This is a genomic window from Colwellia sp. 5_MG-2023 (assembly GCF_030547795.1).
GTDB lineage: Bacteria > Pseudomonadota > Gammaproteobacteria > Enterobacterales > Alteromonadaceae > Colwellia.
The window spans coordinates 66,960-86,110 of sequence record NZ_JAUOPW010000008.1; the positions used below are offsets into that span (position 1 = coordinate 66,960).

Below are 19,151 nucleotides of genomic sequence, written 5' to 3' on the forward strand. Positions count from 1 at the left end.
CTCCGCTTACTACTGCTATTTATTTTTCATACTCACATTTAAGTGAGAGTAAATCATCAAGAGCAAGGCGCTTGAATGAGTAATAGCTGGCCTATTGCGATTGAAAGCAACGCCGCTATTGGTTATTTGATCCGCTTAAATTACACTGGCATGCTCATAATTTCTTTATATGCTTCAACAAATTTATTACGTACTTGAACTGTAGCATCTAAAGCAATACCAGATTTTGACGATGCAATCATGACATCACCTAGCGAAACACTGCGATCTCCCATTTCAAAAGCCATTTTTTTAGCACCGGTATCTTGCTGTAATTCATGAACTGTTTTTAATGCATCAGTGAGTAAATTACCAAAATCATTACTTGATGAGTTAATTTTCCCTGCTGAATTAACACCTGGCATACCTTCCATATCACCACCAACGGCTGGAATCCTATTACCAGACGCTTGTAATGACATACTTTGCATTTGTGCGAATAAAGAATTAGTACTGATGTCCATAGTAGTCTCACTTGTGTCAATTTTTTGCTATAACGCAATAAAAATTATATATAACTAGTAATTCTGCAAGCATAGTGCCAATAGATTGCAAATATAGAATACACAGACAAGATAATTATAAACCAAATTAAAACAATAGGTTAAAAATATAGAATAATTAAGAATGAGGGGTGTTTAAGACAAAATAACGTCAGCTGCCTAAATGAACAGCTGACATTGAAAATAGAAAACATAATTTATGCAGGAATTTTAATACCTGAATCGCGCATTTTGGCAATTTTATAACGCAGGGTTCGCGGGCTAATACCTAAACGTTCAGCAACTTCTTTTCTACTACCGTGACAAGCTTGTAAGGTATCAAGAATAATTTGATTTTCTTGCAGCTTTAATTCGCTACCTAATTTATCTTCAGGTGCAATAATATTATCAACTTCATTAACACTTGATGTTTCAAAGTTTTCAATCATTAAGTTATTTGCATCAATCACTTGATTGCTTTGTAAAATTAAAGCTCTTTGAATAACGTTATCCAGTTCACGTACATTACCCGGCCAACTATAGGCATTTAATTTACTTCGGGCTGCCGCTGTAAATTCAGCAACTTGTTCGCCAGTTTTTTGACAGTAACTCGCCACCATATGCTGAGCCAACGGTATAATATCATCTGGACGTTGTGCTAAAGGCAGCCAAGTTAACGGGAAAACATTTAAACGATAATATAAATCTTCTCTAAAATCACCCTGTTTGACAGATTCCTTAAGATTACGATTACTCGTTGCTATAACACGCACGTCCAATTTTATTGTTTTTCTACCACCTAAACGCTCTACTTCACGCTCTTGCAATACACGTAAAATTTTAGCTTGTAAGCCTAAATCCATCTCGGTGATTTCATCAAGTAAGATTGTCCCTCCTTGTGCCTGTTCAAATTTTCCAGGGCACGCTTGAATTGCTCCGGTAAAAGCGCCTTTTTCATAGCCAAATAAAGTGGCTTCTAGCATATTTTCAGGAATTGCAGCACAGTTAATTGCAATAAAAGGTTGTTGAGATCTAGGTGAATTATTATGCACATACTGCGCTAACACTTCTTTACCTGAGCCACTAGGACCAAGCACCATAACCGATGCCTCCGTTGTGGCAACTTTACGTGCTAAACTTAATAACTCAACACTGCTTTTATCCGCAACAATCGGCGTATTTTTATCAATCTCTGATAATGGTATATATTGGCTTACCATATTTAACAATACTTCTGGCGAGAAAGGTTTAGCAATATAATTACAAGCACCATGTTTCATTGCTTCAACAGCATCATCAATAGTGCCATAGGCTGTCATCAATAATACCGGTAAATTAGGATGATTTTTTTTAATATTTTTTAATAAAGAAAGTCCTGACATACCACCCATTTGCACATCACTAATGACAATATCAACACTATAGTTTTTCAATAAAAGCAACGCACTTTCGGCTGAATCGGCTTCAATGCATTGATAATTAGCTAATGTGATAGTATCAATCAATGCTTCTCGTAAACCAGCATCATCTTCAACAACCAATATTTTATGATGACTCATGAGACTTCTCCTGTTGGTTTATGTTTTGTACTGATTCATATTGTGTTTCACTAGCCTTATTTAGTAACGGTAATTTAAGACAAAAATGTGCGCCTTCTCCCGGCTTACTTAAATAATTAACTTTACCTTGATGTGCTTCCATAACTGATTTCACTACCGCTAACCCAAGCCCTGTTCCCTTATGGCTAGAGGTATAAAATGGTTCAAATATTTTATCGATATGTTTAGTATTAATACCTGCGCCATTATCTTTAACACTAATATAAACAGTATTATGCTGACTATAAATTTGAATGTTAATCACAGGTTGTTTAACTTTGTTTGCATCTGTTGCTTGTAATGAATTATGAATTAGATTCTGAATGGCACCAGTTAACGCATTTTTATTCGCTAAAATAAAATGATCATTATCAGGTAAGTGAATATTAAGTTTCGCGTTCGCTTTAATAATTAATGCATCCATTGATTGGGTTGCATCATTAATCAGCTCATTAACTGACAACGATTTAACAACTTGCTCATTACCACTTTTAGAAAATAACAGCATGTCATTAACTTGCTGCTCTAAATCATGCAACCGTGAACTTAACTTCTCTTGGAAACTAACACGAGACTCATCAGAAATACTTTTATTCAATAAATTAGCGCTATATAACATAGCTGCAGAAAGTGGTGTTCTAATTTGATGAGCTAAAGTTGAGACCATTCGCCCCAATGATGACAGTCGTTGCATTTGACCGACTTTATCTTGTAATAAGCGGGTCTCAGTTAAATCAGTTATCATGATTAACTGTCCTGGTTGTTCACCTAAACTCGCTATCTCTAATTTAACACGACGACCATCTTTAAGAGATACTTCATGCCAATCATCGGCACGAGGTTTAAACGAACGAGCAATCACACTAAACCAAGGTTGTCCTAAAATAGGTTCATCAAGTAAAGCTCTAGCCACTTTATTAATTTTTACAACCACACCATTACCGTCAAGCATAACCAAACCGGTCGGCATCATTTCAATCAACTGATCAGCCATTTCAGTGTAATTTGAATGTCGATTTTTTTGTTGCAGAAAGTTTAGGCCAGGGTGTGTTTTTTTTTGTGGGTTAACTTCATTTGGAGTAGACTTATTTTGAGACAATTGCGCTCGTAATGACGCTAATTCGCCAGGAAAAGCCTCTTTTTCTAATAAAGTTGAGTCTGCCAATGCATTCGTTGGCAGTGGGATTTTTACAGAGTTAAAACCATTATTAGCAATAAAATGCTGTGCAAGTGCCATAAAATCAACGTCCAAAATAAATTTATATCACGTTGACTAAAGCATTATACGTGCCACAGTTTTTATTATTATTTATCAATACCTTAAAGTGTTATTTTTACTAAAACCACACTGTCAAATGATTGGCATTAGCTTGACTCGTAAGGTTATTCCGAGTTTAAACTGTTATTTAAAAACACATGAAGGGGCCAAATTTCATCTATAACAGTTTGCATTAGCAGTATAGTTAGCCCGGTTTATGTAAATTATATTTACGCATTTTCTCAACCAAAGTTGTTCTGCGCATGCCTAAGGTTTCTGCGGCACGTGCTACAACATATTGATGTTTAACTAAGGACTGAGAAATGAGTGATACTTCTAACTCAGCGAGGTATTCTTTCAGATTGACTCCTTCGTTTGGCAAGACACTCGCATTTGAAATAGCGTTATGATTTTCGGCTACTAACGTCTGAGTTTCACTTTGATTAAGGCCATCAATACCATCTTTATCGGTGATATCGTCATCGTTATCATCCTCGTAATCGAAGCCAGCAAATAACTCATTAATAGCCTCTCTTTCTCGTAGTTCTTCTGGATACTCAGGTGTATATACTTCGGCATCAATATGTTGATATTTTTGCGGTAATTCAGCTACGTCGACAATTTGATCACCATACATAATTAGCATACGTTCAATTAGGTTAGACAATTCACGAACATTCCCTCCCCAAGAATGTTCCATTAATGACTCAATAGCTTTATCAGTAAAACGAACTGTTCTTTTTTGCTCTTGTTCAAAGCGAGCAAGTAACTCTTTTAATAATAGAGGAATATCTTCTTTTCGTTCTCGTAATGCTGGTGTTTCAATAGGAAAAACATTTAAGCGATAAAATAAATCTTCGCGAAAGTCACCAGTTTTAATCATATCTTCTAAATTTTGATGGGTTGCTGCAATAATACGCACATCTGCTCTTAAACTTTTACTACCACCAACACGTTCAAAAGTACGCTCTTGTAAAACACGCAATAACTTCACTTGCATTGGTTGTGGCATATCGCCGATTTCATCTAAAAATAAAGTACCGCCTTCAGCCAATTCAAAACGACCTTTTCGTGTTGAAATTGCGCCAGTAAAAGCTCCTTTTTCATGCCCAAACAACTCACTTTCTAATAATTCAGCAGGAATAGCACCACAATTAACAGGGACAAAAGCGCCATTTGCACGTTCAGACAAATCATGAATATTACGTGCAACCACCTCTTTCCCTGTTCCTGATTCACCAAGTACCAACACGCTTGCAGGATTTCTTGCCACTTGTTCAATTAAAAAGCGAACATCATTCATTAACTTACTTGTACCCACCAAGGAGCGAAATAAAGCACTCGAATTAAGCTTAGGCCCTGTTCGGGGTAATTTATTGTGGTATTGATGACAATGATGGATAAGTTCAGTTAATTGGGCGTAGTTTAACGGCATAGTCAAGCTCGCAATAACATTAAAATAACCATCTAAAATATTAGCATCGACAACATCGTGTAACAGAAAAGGTATCTTAGGGTTATTTTCAACTAACTTTATGGTTTCAGATGACACATCCCCAGAAAGAATTATCGTTAATATATACTCACTTTCTTTAAGACACTCTTCTATGATATTTGGAGGACATTGTATAAAATGTTCACCAATAAAGGACAATACTGTTGCCATTTGATGAGATCTACCCACATCATTATCAATAATAAGGATTTTTTTGTGACCTTGAGTATGATGTATTGAGTTCATAAGCAACTGTTAATTATACCGATTAGAATTATACTATTCATGATTCTATCAACTAGTATTAAATAGGCAACAAAAAATTGACACTAGAAGTCATTATTTTGTCACTTAGTTAATCGATTAAATAAATAAATGTATTTAGAAAATATACATTCAGCCGATAATAAGTATTAACTTAACTGCTACTTATTAAAAATTTTTAGGCTTATCATTAACTGTCAAAAAATACTGGCACAATATATGAATAGTGATGATAAACCTATTAACTTAATGGAAAGTAAAATGCTAATTTTAAATGGTAGTGCTGAGTATATGTTAACAAATAACGAGCATGTTCAAGGCAGTCGATATGGCTTTAATATATTTGTAAAGAAAGATGATTTAAATTCTCAATTAGCCGATATAGAAAAATATCTTGTCGATAGAGGCTGGGATAACATTGAAATTACCGATAATGGCCTTATTGAAAATATTGAAGGTATAAACCATGCTATATTAATAGAAGCATTTAAAAAAGCGCAACACGAGGGACTTTCAGTTGTTGTAAATAACAACGCTATAGAAAGTAACTAATGTAGAATATGTATAAAATGTATGCAACATGTAAAAATATATCGGTTGACTTACAAAATGTACATTTATTATTTAACACCTAGTCAGTGTTATTATCTTTGGAGTAAGTAATGGCCCATGTTTCACTAAAAAAATACCAGCAAACAACGGTAAGTAATGCAGGAGAAGCAACACCCTATCAATTAGTTGCTATGTTGTTTCAAAAATTATTGGACAATATTGCAACTGCTAAAGGTGCTATCGCTCAAAAAGACTATGCCAAAAAAGGTGCTCAAATATCAAATGCTATTGCTATTCTAGGTGTTTTAGAGGGGTCTCTTGACCATAGTCAAGGTGGTGATATTTCAGAAAATTTATCTGCTTTATATACATTTAGCTCTGAAAAATTATTTGAAGCGAGCACAAATAACGATATTGAATTATTAAATGAAATAGCACTTATTATTATTCCAATAAAATCAGGTTGGGACTCAATACCTCCAGAAGAACAAGGCAAGGTCAGTTTTTAATGCCAAATAAACTAAAAACTCGCCTTGAAAACATTGTAGAAATATCGCGACAAGCACTGTTGCAGCTTGAAATTCAAGTAAAGAATACAATTACGTCAAATGATGAAAATATATTAACTGATAATCTATCAATTAATGAAGTTCAATATCAACTAAACAGCGAACAATTACTTAATTTGCTCGCTAAACGTCAAGCACTTATTAGCCAGTTATTTGAAAACTACACACAAAAGCAACTTAGCGTCGAACTAACAATGATTAATGAGATGATCACCTTAGATCAAAAATTAACCTCGTTATCACAAAAGAATAAGCAAGCATTAGCAACACAAGTAACAAAACTAAAAAAAAGCAGTAAAGTAAGAGATCTTTATAATAAATATTAATTATAATCAACTAAATCACACTGAAAAAAAAACACCAATAAACACTTTAAAAGTAAAGTGTCTAGTAGTGTTTCTCAGAATAATAGTACTGATTAACTCATAGCTTTATTAACTATAGGCTAGCTGCTAGATTTAACGACTCCAGGCATATTCTCTAATTGGGCTAGTAAATATGATCCAGTTGAGCTCAGCTGTGCGACAATAAGGTCCATCGCATTATATTGTGATAACAATCTTGCTTCTAATGACTCCATTTTTAACTGAAAAGCCTCATATTCAGTGTCTAACTTATCTAATTGAGCTGTTTTTCCATCCATTCGTTGTTGTATTATACCGTCACTGTCAGTATAAAAGCCAAGAAACTCATCCATATTATTAACAAAGCCATTATCGCCTTCAGCTCCTAAAAAAAATGTTTGTACCCTATCAGGAGACTCTTCAATTAAATCATCAAGCGTATCTTGCTCAAAACTTAGTGTTCCATCACGTTCGGTACGAATACCTAATTGTGATAACGTTAACGTAGTGTCATTACCTGAATCAAATGCTTGATTGAATTGGCTACGAATTTTAGTCATAACCCCACGAAGTAAAGAGTCACCTGATAAAGCACCACCGCCGCTTTCACTTGAACTTCCTAATTGATCACTTAAAGCAACTAAAGCATTGAAACTTTCAACAAAAGTGTTAATGCCTGCAGCTACATTATCATTATCTTCGGTAATTGTTATTCTACTAATATCATCACCAACATCATGTACTTTATTCGCAGTAATAGTCACACCATCAATAACATCTTTAAAAGTATTCTCACTATTAGTAACAGCAATAGTACCATCAATTATAATTGATGCATCTGCGGCTGCATCAACCTCTGACATATGTCCAATATTTGCGGTCGCAGTTTGATTAACAGAGCTAAACTGCGATATACCTGACATGTCATTATCGTCACCATCATCATCTAGTGCGGTTACCGTAATAGCGTGAACATCACCTGACTGTCGACTACTAAACATCAAGTGTTCATCACCAGCATCATCAATGACAATACTCGCTTTAATAGAGGTATTGTCACCATTGTTATTAATCGCATCAACAATGTCATCTAATTTGTCTGTTGCGCTAATATTTACATCAAAACTATTGCCGTCAGAGCTAAATGATAATGTACCAGATCCTACGGTATCGTTTGAATCAAAACCATTCACTGAGGTTAATTTGTTTGTAGTATCTGAAGATAATCGAGATAAACCTGTCATATCGCTATTACTGACACTTGGCACATCCATATTTACAGATGCAAACTGAGAAATACCATTTAAATCACCATTACTACCATCACTATCAGCAGCAGTAACAGTAACCGCGTTAGCAGTTCCAGGCTCAATAGAATTAAACACTAAATGTTGGCCAGTACCATCGGTAACAATCCTAGCAACAACTGAGGTATTATCTTCACTATCATTAATAGCTGTTACAATATCTGACAACGTGTCGGTAGCACCAACAGCAATATCAAAATTATTACTACCTGAAGCAAAAGATAATGTACCAGAGCCGACAGTATCAGTTGAAGTAAACCCAGCGACTGAGGTTAATTTATTGCTTTGTTCAGTAGCATTGACCGTAATGGCATTATCTAGGCCTGTTTTTTTACTATTTAACACAAGGTGCTGACCTGACGAGTCAGTAATAATAGTTGCGCTAACAGATGAATTACTACTGCTATCATTAATCGCGTCACGAATATCACTCAACGTATCCGTATCAGAAACAACGATATCAAAAGTATTATCACCTGACGCAAATGAAAGGGTTCCCTCTCCTACCGCCTCATCGCCATCAATAGCAGAAGACAACAATTTATGTTGGGTAGCTAAAGCTAAAACTTCTACAGAATAATTCCCTACTTCAGCTTCTTTATCTGATGATAAACTAACAAAATCATCTCGCCCTGAAATAGTACGCTGTTGGTATTCATCTTCATCACCAAGAGCTCCAAAAGATGCGGTCACATCTTCTAAAGCTGACTTTAGCGCCCCCACTGCAGATATATCGGTAGTATATGCACCTTGCAGCGTAGCCATTCTCGACTCATAAGGCACACTTTCAGCACTAACCATTGCATCTACGATAGTAGAGACTTCAAGGCCAGATCCTATCCCGGTAAATGAAATACCTGTCATGAAAATTTCTCCTTTAACCTATAAAATTGAGAATATACTGCACGTAAAATTTAACTAAAAATTAATTAAACTTTTGCATCAACAAAACCACCAACCATCTCTGACAGTTTTGAGACTAAGGTTAAGACTTCTTCAGAAGGATATTGTTTAATTAAATCCCCTGAAGTCTTATCGATAACTTTAATAACATCTCGGCCAGAATCTTCATCAACCACAAATTTTATATTTCGATTTAAATCACCTATAAAATCTTGCAATTGTTGAGCCACCTTATCTAACTGTTCAACATTTAGGGGCTCATGATCAACAATATTTTCTGATAATTTTTGTGTATTATTTACTTGCTTATCTTCAGTAATAGTTTCACCAGTACTTTGGTCTATTGCATTCTTTTGGGTAATTGTATCACTAGTACGTTTATATTCTGACGCTAAACCTGTTAACCCCAGGTCATTACCATTTTGGACATTCATAGCATACTCCTTTTAAATCACCACGTACTTTTACAATGAACAACTTACCGTAAGAATCAGTATAAATTATCGTGATCAGTTTATCAAAACGAAAAGGAAAGAGCTGAGACCCATTCCCTTTCGTCATTTAAGTATAATCAAAATTTTCCATTTATTAACCAAGAAGGCTTAATGCAGCTTGTGGTAATTGGTTAGACTGAGCCAATATAGTAGTACCTGCTTGTTGCAATATTTGGTTTTTCGTCATTGTTGCTGTTTCTGAAGCAAAATCAGTATCTTCAATACGGCTTCGTGACGCTGATACATTTTCTGCTACATTAGACAAGTTACTGATAGTGTGGCTAAAACGGTTTTGAACCGCACCTAAATCAGCACGTTGACTATCAATTTGTGCTAACGCTGCATCAATAGTTTGTATTGCAGATTGTGCACCAACACTTGTTGTACCAGATATATCAACATCTTCAACTGACGTTAAGGCAGCTGTACCACCTGTTGCAGCCATACTACCACCTAATATTTCATTAACAGAAGCACCCGACACACCAATTTTATCAGGTGAAGATAAATGTAGTTCAGAAGACACCGACTGAACACCCGCTGCAGTACCACCGCTTAATGTTGCAGTTCCTGTAGCATAAGCTTCAAGCTCAATACCGTTAACGCCAGTCGCTTTAATCGTTAAACTACCACCACTCTCAACAACATCATAACCATCTGCAACCATATCTTCAGCTAATCGTGCTGCATCGCCACCATAAGTCGCTAAGTCATAGGTATCCCCACCAATTTTTAAATCACCACCAGAAGCTGAGTCTAAATTGTCTAATGTTGCCTCTAGAGAGGCAGTAGCGGTAACTCCTGTCGCAGCTGCGTTGATAGTATCTGCAATATCAGCAGCACCATCACCAGTAGCAATAGCTACTGCTTTACCATTTAAACTCCAATTATCTGTGGTAGTGCCGTGGTTACTAGCAAGAGTTGCATCTTCTGCATCACCAAGATTTGTCGCTGCTGCTGCTGCTGTACCTCCCCCTGTGACTTCATAAGCTCCTATAGAGTCTGCTGCCATATTACCTAACGAAACATTAATGGTTTCATTCGCATTTGAACCTACTTGGAATTGTTTTGTACCAAAACTACCATCAAGCAATGCTGTAGCACCAAACTTAGTGGTTTCAGAAATACGGGTTAATTCTTGTTGCAGTGCACCTACTTCTTTTTGAAGCGCGGCACGGTCATCTGCACCATTTGAGCCGTTAGCTGATTGTAAGGCTAAATCACGCATACGTTGTAAAATAGCTGACGATTCTTGCATTGCACCTTCAGCTGTTTGCGCCATTGAAATACCGTCATTAGCATTACGTTGCGCTACACCTAAACCATTAACCTGAGAAGTTAAACGGTTAGCAATTTGCATACCCGCAGCATCATCTTTTGCGCTATTAATACGCATACCTGAAGATAAACGTTGCATTGATGTAGCCAAACCTTCACTTGATTTACTTAAGTTACGTTGTGCGTTAATTGACGAGCTATTCGTAATTACTGATAAAGCCATGATGAACTCCTGATTACATAATGTAATGATTTAGTTAGTTGTATTAACCAGAAGCTGTTAATTAACCCATAAGAAAGTTACAAACAAATTAACCAAAGCAGCTCTGTACTAAATATGTTAACGGCTGAGCTAAAATTAACTTGATGTTTTTTTTTATGAAAAAAATGATAAAAAAACAAATAAGGAATTAATACATTGTTAAATAAAGATAAATAATTTAATTTTTATTCGGAATGTATTATTTTATTAATTGTTATTATCAGATCCTGTATTAAGCCACCTAAGAATGACGGCGTTCTTTTCCGCCTAAACTCTCACTTGTCATTCTGAACTCGATTTAGAATCTTAATCGTTATACTACGTAGTCTTTTCGGTTCAATATTTCACAGATTATACGACCACACGCGTGGGATTCCGTATTAAGTAATCTACGGAATGATAGGCTTTACAACTACGGAACGACGAATATTAAAAAGGCTAAGTTTGTCAAACCTAGCCCTTCTACAATATTTTAATGCATCTCCCTATTTAACTTATCCACCTAGTAAACTAATCGCCGCTTGTGGTATCTGATTCGCTTGCGCTAAAATAGTGGTGCCTGCTTGTTGTAGTATTTGGTTTTTGGTCATTACAGCTGTTTCCTGTGCAAAGTCAGTATCTTGAATACGACTTCTAGACGCTGAAACGTTTTCTTGAACATTCGCTAGGTTACTAATAGTATGCGTGAAGCGATTTTGTACCGCACCTAAGCCCGCGCGGTTCGAGTCTATCTGTGCTAATGCAGCATCTATAACTTCAATAGCTGCCTGAGAGTTAACTGCAGTAACACCTGAAATATCTATATCTTCTACCGAATTTAAAGCACTTGCCCCACCACTAGCTGCAATATTGTTACCATCAAAACCCTGCCCAAGAATTTCATTAACAGTAGTACCTGAGATACCAATTTTTTCTGCTGATGATAAATGCAGTTCTGCAGAGTGGGATAAAGCGCCAGTTCCTGATGCTAGTAAAGCACCTGCTGGCCCCATTTCTACAGTACCCGTAGGAGAAGCGGTAATCTCAAAACCATCGATATCTGTTGCGATAACATCTATACCACCAGATCCAGAGTTTAAATCTTGATCAAATACAGCATTGTAACCAGCCGCTTGTAGATCTTCAGTAAGGCGCTCCATATCACCACCGTATGAAGCTAGCTCAAATGTATCTTCAATAGCACCTTCCTTATAAATGTTAAATGTGCCTGAATCGGAAGCGGATAAGCCCTGTATGCGAGTGGTTAATACAGCTTGAGCTGTCACACCTGTGGATTCATCATTAATATTTGCAGCGATAGTAGAAGCACCATCACCACCATTAAAAGATACATCTGTCCCATTAATATTCCAAGTATCTCCTGATGTTCCCATATTAGCTGCTAATAAAGACGCTTCAGCATCACCGATATTATTTGTTGCCGTAGCTGAGGTACCAGCCCCGTTAATTTGATGAGCACCAATAGCATCTGCAGCTGTATTACCTAAAGTAACATTGATAGTTTCATTCGCATTAGCACCTACTTGAAATTGCTTAGTGCCAAAGCTACCATCAAGCAAACTCGTTGTACCAAATTTTGTCGTCTCAGCGATACGTGTCAGCTCTTGTTGTAGAGCCCCTATTTCTTTTTGTAATGAATCTCTATCATCTGAAGAATTTGAACCATTCGCTGATTGCAAAGCTAAATCACGCATACGTTGTAAAATAGCTGATGATTCTTGCATTGCACCTTCAGCAGTTTGCGCCATTGAAATACCATCGTTAGCATTACGTTGAGCTACCGCCAAACCATTTACTTGTGACGTTAATCGGTTAGCTATTTGCATACCAGCCGCATCATCTTTGGCGCTATTAATACGCATACCTGAAGATAAACGTTGCATAGATGTTGCTAAGCCATCACCTGATTTAGTTAGATTTCTTTGGGCGTTAAGTGATGAAATATTTGTGATTACTGATAAAGCCATAATAAACTCCTACTAATTATCGTTAGAAGCTTATTAATAGTAAAAGCCTCCTTACCTTTTTATTTACTGAACGTACTTACTTTTGTTCTTTATTTAAGTAATTCAAGAAGTAAGCCAACCTTAACCCAGGTGACAAACAAAAAATAAAACACATAAAAAACAACAGCATGCATAGATATTATTAGAAAGTAAAAGCATATTAGATCGGTATGTATGGAATACTCTTATCTGACGGTTATTAAAGTCAAATAATTGGCAAGTCATGAATAATTAAGTATATTTTGATTATTTTTTGCTATCAAATAAAGCAAAAAAGGAAACCTTATAAGGTTTCCTTTCAATAAATAAATCAAATAAACTGCTAATTTATAGTTTTAAATACTCACAATTGTATAGGAATAACATCAATATTATCCGAGTAATGTCAAGGCAGCTTGAGGTATTTGGTTAGCTTGTGACAACATAGTTGTACCCGCTTGTTGCAGTATTTGATTCTTAGTCATGGTCGCTGTTTCTGCGGCAAAATCAGTATCTTCTATACGACTCCGTGATGCTGATACGTTTTCTGCAACGTTAGCTAAATTACTGATAGTATGAGAAAAACGGTTTTGCACCGCACCTAAAGCGGCTCGTGAACTATCAATTTGTGCTAAAGCAGCATCAATTACGGTTATTGCATCTTGTGCACCTGCAGAAGTCGTTCCTGATATATCAAGGTCCTCTACAGTTGTTAGAACGCCTGTTCCACCAGTAGCCGTTATAGTTGTCCCTTCTGCCATAATGTCATCAACATCAGTACCCGACATACCAATTTTTTGAGATGATGATAACGTTAACGTAGATGATATACTAATATCATTATTAGTTGCACCACCAGCTACAGCAGCACCACCAGTAGCATTATTTGCTAATGTTGCTGTACCTGCGGTACCCGACATTTGAATACCATCAACGTCTGTTGCTTTAACGACTAAAGTGTCACCTTCAACAATGGCATCATACCCATCCGCTAGCATCTCTTCAGCTAGACGATCTAAATCACCACCAAAGCTTGCTAATTCATAGGTATCTACAGCACTACCTGCTTTTTGAAAAGTTAAGGTACTATCATCAGCTGAAGTTAAGCCCGCAAGGGTTACATCTAATTTAGCTGTAGCTATTACGCCTGCAGATGCGTCATTAATCGTATCCGCTATTTCCGCAGCACCTTTACCTGTTACACCAGCATTAGGAATATCAGTACCATTAATGTTTAAATCTGCCGTAGCAACAGCGCCTGTAGTTGCCGATAATAGCCCTGTTGCAGTAGCCGCATTACCTAGCACAGTTGCAGAATCATTAACTTCATAAGCACCAATCGCATCAGCTGCCATATTTCCTAAAGAAACATTAATAGTTTCATTGGCATTGGCACCAACTTGAAATTGTTTCGTACCAAAGCTACCATCAAGTAAACTAGTAGCACCAAACTTAGTCGTTTCAGCTATACGAGTTAATTCTTGTTGTAGCGCACCTACTTCTTTTTGCAGGGCTGCTCTATCTTCAGCGCCATTCGAACCATTTGCTGATTGTAAGGCTAAATCACGCATACGCTGTAAAATAGCTGACGACTCTTGCATCGCACCTTCAGCCGTTTGCGCCATTGAAATACCGTCGTTAGCATTACGTTGTGCTACACCTAAACCATTTACTTGTGACGTTAAACGATTAGCAATTTGCATCCCCGCAGCATCATCTTTAGCGCTGTTAATACGCATACCTGAAGATAAACGCTGCATTGAAGTCGCAAGTCCATCGCCAGATTTAGTTAGGTTACGTTGTGCATTAATTGATGCTGTATTCGTGACTACTGATAAAGCCATAATAAACTCCTAATGTGTCAATTATTTATTAGAAGCTTGTACTGCAAGCCTCTTACTGGTACTTTCTATTATTGATTAAGAATGAAGCATAAATAATGCCAGTTTTAAAAAATTAATATATTTAATTAAATATAGTTAAATAAACTTAGACCTTGCACAGTGGTAAACGTTTGCTGAGAAGCTTGCAAGGCTATTTGTGATTGCTCAAATTCTGAGATAGCTTTTGCGTAATCTAAATCTTGCAATTGCCCTAAATTTGTCGTTGTGGCCAACTCAGTATCTAGATGCCTGTTTTCTTGAGTTTCAAGCACTTGCAAACGAACACCAGCATCTACCCGTCTAGAAGTCATATGACTTGTAGCTGAATTAACTTGAGTAAGTAATGTGCTGTAATCTACTTGATGTTGCTCCGGGTTTTGATCATCTGATACCACACCACGTTCCATCCACTCAATGGCACCGCTAATGGTTTCAAAAATACTAATCTCTTCTTCTTCGCTAATAACAAAACTATCACCCGGCAATGGATTGCCGCTTAACGTTACGTCAACGCCATCAAAGGTAATAGTTTGCCCCGCAGTATAAGGTGCAGCAGGAAAAACAATGCCGCCACTACTATCTGTTACCGTTAAATCATTGGTAACGGCATCAAAAGAGAAAGTATAATCATGTGGTGTAACCGCTGCGTTATATAGATTGCGATCAGCAACTTTGGCACTTTCAACAGCGACTCCTGAAGTATTCGTAGTATAATCAGCAGTAAAGTCACCAATAGCATTTGCAATGTTTAAAAAAGCTGCATCACCGGTTTGATTGGTTTCTATGGTAATATTTTTAGATATTTGCAATTCATTTATACCGGTGTCGCCACTATAAACAACCGAGCCGTCAGTATTTTGACTAAAAGGTTGTAAATTATTCTGGAAACCTGCAAATATATAGTCTCCATTTTCATTTTGTGTATTAGCGATATCAAGTAATTGATCAAAACTATCTTTTAATTGATTTGCTAACGTTTGTAAGTCTTCAGTAGACATACGACCATTATTAGCCAATAACAGATCTTCTGTTATTCGGTTTAACACGAGCTCGGCATCAGCAAAAACAACTTCTTGTAAGTTATTGTCACTTTCAGCCATAATAATATTACGTTTATATTTATCAATATTAGCTAAATCATCTTTCAAACCTGATAATGTGCCATAAGAAACCGCATCATCTTTCGCAGTATGTACACGTAAACCACTCGATATATGTGCCATTTGATCACTTACTTCCGATGTTTTTTGGCTCATCATCTGAGAGCTTTGAAAGTAAAATTGAGCTGTAGATACACGCATGAAAAACTCCTTACCTTACGGCAGCTAAAATGGTGTCAAAAATAGTATTTGCCGTAGTAATTATTTGTGATGCCGCTTGATAAGCCTGTTGAAATTTCAGAAGATTAGCGGCTTCTTCATCAAGGTTAACGCCTGATGTTGCTTGGTTTCTATTATAAGCTTGTGTGTATAATGCTTGCGCAGTATCTGCGACTAATTCTGCATTACTCGCTTTCGCCCCAACAACAGCAGTTGACGTAGCCAAACTTTGACTAAAAGTTTCTTCGCCTCCGTCAGTAACCCCTTCTTCTTGTGTTTTTGCCATAGCAAGAGCGTGTGTAGCATTACCAACACCAAATGCATCACCTATCGTAAAGGTTTCACGAGCATTAACACCTTCACCAGCAAGGTCTCCTGTAATTTCAATTTGAAAAACAGGTGAGCCTGACGGAATATCAACCGTTGCACTAGCACCAGCAACATAACTACCTGAAGCAATCGTAGGTGCAGGTGGTGGTGTGCTACTGTCATAAACACGATAGCTAAAAGTACCAGGTGTACTTTCATAAACATCAACGGTGACGTCGTAAGTTCTCGCAACTTCTGGGTCTATCACATTGGTTATTGCTATTGTGCCATCACTAACGTTATTAGTACTTGCTGTAACAGCAACGGCACTACTTGCAGCAATGCCTGTACCATCAGTTAGTGTTGTTTGCATTAATGCCGCACTATTTCTTGTTGGCTCGATAATGAACACATCTCCAGCAACCGGTGTACCAGTTTCCACAAATGAAAAACCATAATCTGGATTAGTCGGGGTATGTGTGCCTGCAGGGGTTCCCCCACCTGGAGGGCCTAAATTTTCGCTACCACCTGTAGTTAAATTGTGTATTGTAAAATCAGTACCATCAAAACGTACTTCAAACTCATCAGTTGTTACTAATGACACGTCATTAATAGTAACTTGTGCTGATGTTGTACCGGTATTAGAAGAAGGCGATAACACTCTACTTTGCTGTAGCTGAGTAGTATTGATGTCAGTGAACATGTTGGCACCTTGCAGACCATTTAAATCTAAACCACTGGCTTGCGTGTCATTCAATGTTGAAGAAATGGCCATAGCTAAACGATCAATTTCTACTCCTATCTCTCTTAAATCTTCATCTCTAAATTCAAAATTAGCCCCTAATGAGCCACCTAACTTTTGAGCATCAAGCGATACACTAATAGCACCACTCACTAAACTTATTTGTGTTTGCTTTACATCAGGATCACCAACATTAACTTGCAAAGTAAAAGGGGTAATTCCTGCCACTAACGTTGTACCCTGGCCGATCATTACTGTTTGAACACCATACTGATCTTCGAGCGTGGTCACTTTTGTATAACTACTTAGTTCTGTAATTAATTGATCACGTTTATCAAGTAAGTCATTAGGTTGACCTGAGACACCTTGTGAATGCGCCATAGTTTCATTCAACTTAGCTAATTCATATGAAATCTCAGAGATTCTAGTCGCAACTTGTGTAATCTCACCATTTACTGCATCTGTCATTTTATCAAAAGTATCGCTCAACTCATTAAAATCGTTACTTAAAATATTGGCTTGATTAAGTACTATGCTACGTAAACCAGCATCGCCAGGATTATCTGCAATACTATTAACTGCTTGATAAAAGTTCTCTAAAGAAGTAACAACAGCACCACCGCCGGTATTCATAATTTGATCAAGCTGTGTTAAACGCCTATCAAATAAATCAGCGTTACTTAAATTACTTTGACTGAGCGTTTGTTCTTTGTACGAGAATTCATCGTATACTCGGGTAATGTCTTGAACATAAGTACCAGTACCAATGTAATTACCACCGGTGACTAACCCCATTGATGCATCTTGTTCAGCACGCTGTCGGTTATAGCCCTCAGTATTTACATTAGCAATGTTATTGCTTGTAGTAGCCAACTGTTGTTGGGCTGCTGACAAGCCACTCACGCCGCTTTGATATAAACTTACTGACATAATGATAGTCTCAACATTTACCGTAGTAGCCTACGATTTATATTTATTTGGTGATTAAATTTGAGACTGTACGAAGCGTTGCCATTATTTTATTGGCGTATTGTGGATCGGTCGCATAGCCTGCCTGCTGTAAACCTTGCAAAAAGTGCTCCACATTGCCAGAGTTTTGTAATGCACCTTGATATCTGTCGTTATTGGTCAGAAAATTAGCGTAATCATTAAAACTATCATTAAGCGATTCGTAAGCTCTAAATGGTGCTGATTTTTTTACCATGGCACCTTGTTCAAATTCTAAAGTATCTTTTTGAATATGCTCGCCATCCCAGCGATTATCAGCCTTTATATTAAATAAATTATTTGAACTACTGCCTTGCTGATCTTTAATTATCTTTTGTCCCCAACCAGTTTCAAGTGCGGCTTGAGCAATAACAACTTGGAAAGGTACCCCTATTTTTTCTTCTACTTTTTTTGCTGGCTCTATTAAAGCAGTAACAAAATCTTTAGGCTCGGCAAACGATGGCGTTGAAAAATTGACGCTTTTATCGTCACCTGATGGTCCCTCTGTCGTCATTTTTAATGGTCTAAATGGCGCTTGGCTCAAACTATCATTTGATGTTTGTGTCGCTATATTTGAGGTTGCTTTACTTCCAGCAGATTGATTATCTTCAGAGAATATTGCAAAAGGATTAGCATTAGGTAAATGAGTACTAGCAGGTTCACGCGTTAAATTTATATTTTCAAGATTAGCATCATTACGTAATACCGTTCTTGGGGTAAAATTATCATCACCACCACCTAACTGACGAACAATAAGATCAGTTAGCCCTAACGAGCCATTTGAAGATAATTCGACCGCCATTTGTTGGTCGTTCATGTCTCGGTAAAACTTTGTTGATTCAGAGTTAAAAGGGCTGTCAGATTCCAACACATCTTGTGCTTTACGCATGCTTTTCAATAGCATTTGCATAAAAATAGCTTCAAACTGCTGTGCGGCTTCTTGTAAGGCTGCTTTTTTACTGTCACCATCGGTTTCTTTCGACTGCTGACGAATAGCATTCAAGCCATTCAGCTCTAGAAAGTTTCTCGATTGCTCAAAGTTAGAGGAGTTTATTAAATTATCAGCCATATATTTCTACCG

General features: G+C 37.0%; 15 protein-coding genes. 3 read left to right on the top strand and 12 right to left on the bottom strand.

All coding sequences use genetic code 11. The features are described from left to right. Nucleotides 1-140 precede the first annotated feature (140 nt). The 4 genes from fliE to Q4496_RS08130 form a co-directional block, all read right to left on the bottom strand. On the bottom strand, nt 141-503 hold the full coding sequence (gene fliE / locus Q4496_RS08115) for a flagellar hook-basal body complex protein FliE (RefSeq protein WP_303601393.1): 363 nt from the start codon (nt 501-503) through the stop codon (nt 141-143). A 236-nt stretch (nt 504-739) separates the two neighbouring features. Further along, complete coding sequence (locus Q4496_RS08120) at nt 740-2,080, bottom strand: sigma-54 dependent transcriptional regulator (protein ID WP_215973359.1); 1,341 nt, start codon at nt 2,078-2,080, stop codon at nt 740-742. Then, nucleotides 2,067-3,356, bottom strand: a complete 1,290-nt coding sequence (locus tag Q4496_RS08125; RefSeq protein WP_303610211.1) for a PAS domain-containing sensor histidine kinase — start codon at nt 3,354-3,356, stop codon at nt 2,067-2,069. The genes Q4496_RS08120 and Q4496_RS08125 overlap by 14 nt, the downstream gene beginning before the upstream one ends. A gap of 226 nt (nt 3,357-3,582) precedes the next feature. Beyond that, the gene (locus tag Q4496_RS08130; protein ID WP_303610212.1) at nt 3,583-5,118 is read right to left on the bottom strand and encodes a sigma-54 dependent transcriptional regulator; all 1,536 of its coding nucleotides are present in this window, start codon (nt 5,116-5,118) and stop codon (nt 3,583-3,585) included. Between the two features lie 237 nt (nt 5,119-5,355). Between Q4496_RS08130 and Q4496_RS08135 the strand changes: the two genes are divergently transcribed. The 3 genes from Q4496_RS08135 (at nt 5,356) to Q4496_RS08145 (ending at nt 6,583) form a co-directional block, all read left to right on the top strand. After that, nucleotides 5,356-5,688: a hypothetical protein gene (locus Q4496_RS08135; protein ID WP_252727507.1), complete on the top strand. Its 333-nt coding sequence runs from the start codon at nt 5,356-5,358 to the stop codon at nt 5,686-5,688. 110 nt (nt 5,689-5,798) lie between these two features. Next, nucleotides 5,799-6,197: a flagellar export chaperone FliS gene (fliS, locus tag Q4496_RS08140; protein ID WP_215973362.1), complete on the top strand. Its 399-nt coding sequence runs from the start codon at nt 5,799-5,801 to the stop codon at nt 6,195-6,197. Beyond that, nucleotides 6,197-6,583, top strand: a complete 387-nt coding sequence (locus tag Q4496_RS08145; RefSeq protein WP_215973363.1) for a hypothetical protein — start codon at nt 6,197-6,199, stop codon at nt 6,581-6,583. Before fliS ends, Q4496_RS08145 begins: the two co-directional genes overlap by 1 nt. Nucleotides 6,584-6,702: 119 nt before the next feature. Here the strand turns inward: Q4496_RS08145 and fliD are convergent, their stop codons facing one another. The 8 genes from fliD to flgJ form a co-directional block, all read right to left on the bottom strand. Next, nucleotides 6,703-8,772 (bottom strand): flagellar filament capping protein FliD, encoded by a 2,070-nt coding sequence (gene fliD / locus Q4496_RS08150; RefSeq protein ID WP_303610213.1) that lies wholly within the window; start codon nt 8,770-8,772, stop codon nt 6,703-6,705. Nucleotides 8,773-8,837: 65 nt separating this feature from the next. After that, nucleotides 8,838-9,245, bottom strand: a complete 408-nt coding sequence (locus tag Q4496_RS08155) for a flagellar protein FlaG (protein ID WP_215973365.1) — start codon at nt 9,243-9,245, stop codon at nt 8,838-8,840. Between the two features lie 154 nt (nt 9,246-9,399). Next, on the bottom strand, nt 9,400-10,806 hold the full coding sequence (locus Q4496_RS08160; RefSeq protein ID WP_303610214.1) for a flagellin: 1,407 nt from the start codon (nt 10,804-10,806) through the stop codon (nt 9,400-9,402). A gap of 533 nt (nt 10,807-11,339) precedes the next feature. Beyond that, a complete protein-coding gene (locus Q4496_RS08165; RefSeq protein WP_215971384.1) occupies nt 11,340-12,812 on the bottom strand; it encodes a flagellin in 1,473 nt (490 codons plus the stop codon). Between the two features lie 410 nt (nt 12,813-13,222). Beyond that, nucleotides 13,223-14,674 carry a flagellin gene (locus tag Q4496_RS08170; RefSeq protein WP_303602988.1) on the bottom strand — a complete coding sequence of 484 codons (1,452 nt, stop codon included), beginning with the start codon at nt 14,672-14,674 and terminating at the stop codon, nt 13,223-13,225. A 125-nt stretch (nt 14,675-14,799) separates the two neighbouring features. Next, nucleotides 14,800-16,014, bottom strand: coding sequence for a flagellar hook-associated protein FlgL (gene flgL, locus Q4496_RS08175; protein WP_215971386.1), 1,215 nt, complete (start codon nt 16,012-16,014; stop codon nt 14,800-14,802). Between the two features lie 10 nt (nt 16,015-16,024). Then, entirely contained in the window at nt 16,025-18,013 is a 1,989-nt protein-coding gene (flgK, locus tag Q4496_RS08180; protein WP_303602990.1) for a flagellar hook-associated protein FlgK, read from the bottom strand. 43 nt (nt 18,014-18,056) lie between these two features. Then, nucleotides 18,057-19,139: a flagellar assembly peptidoglycan hydrolase FlgJ gene (gene flgJ, locus Q4496_RS08185; RefSeq protein ID WP_303610215.1), complete on the bottom strand. Its 1,083-nt coding sequence runs from the start codon at nt 19,137-19,139 to the stop codon at nt 18,057-18,059. Nucleotides 19,140-19,151: the final 12 nt, after the last annotated feature.

Bases quoted from the DNA above. Each gene is read 5' to 3' on its own strand.
- fliS (WP_215973362.1), top strand. From the start codon at position 5,799: ATGGCCCATGTTTCACTAAAAAAATACCAGCAAACAACGGTAAGTAAT.
- Q4496_RS08130 (WP_303610212.1), bottom strand. From the start codon at position 5,118: ATGAACTCAATACATCATACTCAAGGTCACAAAAAAATCCTTATTATT.
- flgJ (WP_303610215.1), bottom strand. From the start codon at position 19,139: ATGGCTGATAATTTAATAAACTCCTCTAACTTTGAGCAATCGAGAAAC.
- flgL (WP_215971386.1), bottom strand. From the start codon at position 16,014: ATGCGTGTATCTACAGCTCAATTTTACTTTCAAAGCTCTCAGATGATG.
- Q4496_RS08160 (WP_303610214.1), bottom strand. From the start codon at position 10,806: ATGGCTTTATCAGTAATTACGAATAGCTCGTCAATTAACGCACAACGT.
- Q4496_RS08125 (WP_303610211.1), bottom strand. From the start codon at position 3,356: ATGGCACTTGCACAGCATTTTATTGCTAATAATGGTTTTAACTCTGTA.
- Q4496_RS08155 (WP_215973365.1), bottom strand. From the start codon at position 9,245: ATGAATGTCCAAAATGGTAATGACCTGGGGTTAACAGGTTTAGCGTCA.
- Q4496_RS08170 (WP_303602988.1), bottom strand. From the start codon at position 14,674: ATGGCTTTATCAGTAGTCACGAATACAGCATCAATTAATGCACAACGT.
- Q4496_RS08145 (WP_215973363.1), top strand. From the start codon at position 6,197: ATGCCAAATAAACTAAAAACTCGCCTTGAAAACATTGTAGAAATATCG.
- flgK (WP_303602990.1), bottom strand. From the start codon at position 18,013: ATGTCAGTAAGTTTATATCAAAGCGGCGTGAGTGGCTTGTCAGCAGCC.
- fliE (WP_303601393.1), bottom strand. From the start codon at position 503: ATGGACATCAGTACTAATTCTTTATTCGCACAAATGCAAAGTATGTCA.
- fliD (WP_303610213.1), bottom strand. From the start codon at position 8,772: ATGACAGGTATTTCATTTACCGGGATAGGATCTGGCCTTGAAGTCTCT.
- Q4496_RS08165 (WP_215971384.1), bottom strand. From the start codon at position 12,812: ATGGCTTTATCAGTAATCACAAATATTTCATCACTTAACGCCCAAAGA.
- Q4496_RS08120 (WP_215973359.1), bottom strand. From the start codon at position 2,080: ATGAGTCATCATAAAATATTGGTTGTTGAAGATGATGCTGGTTTACGA.
- Q4496_RS08135 (WP_252727507.1), top strand. From the start codon at position 5,356: ATGAATAGTGATGATAAACCTATTAACTTAATGGAAAGTAAAATGCTA.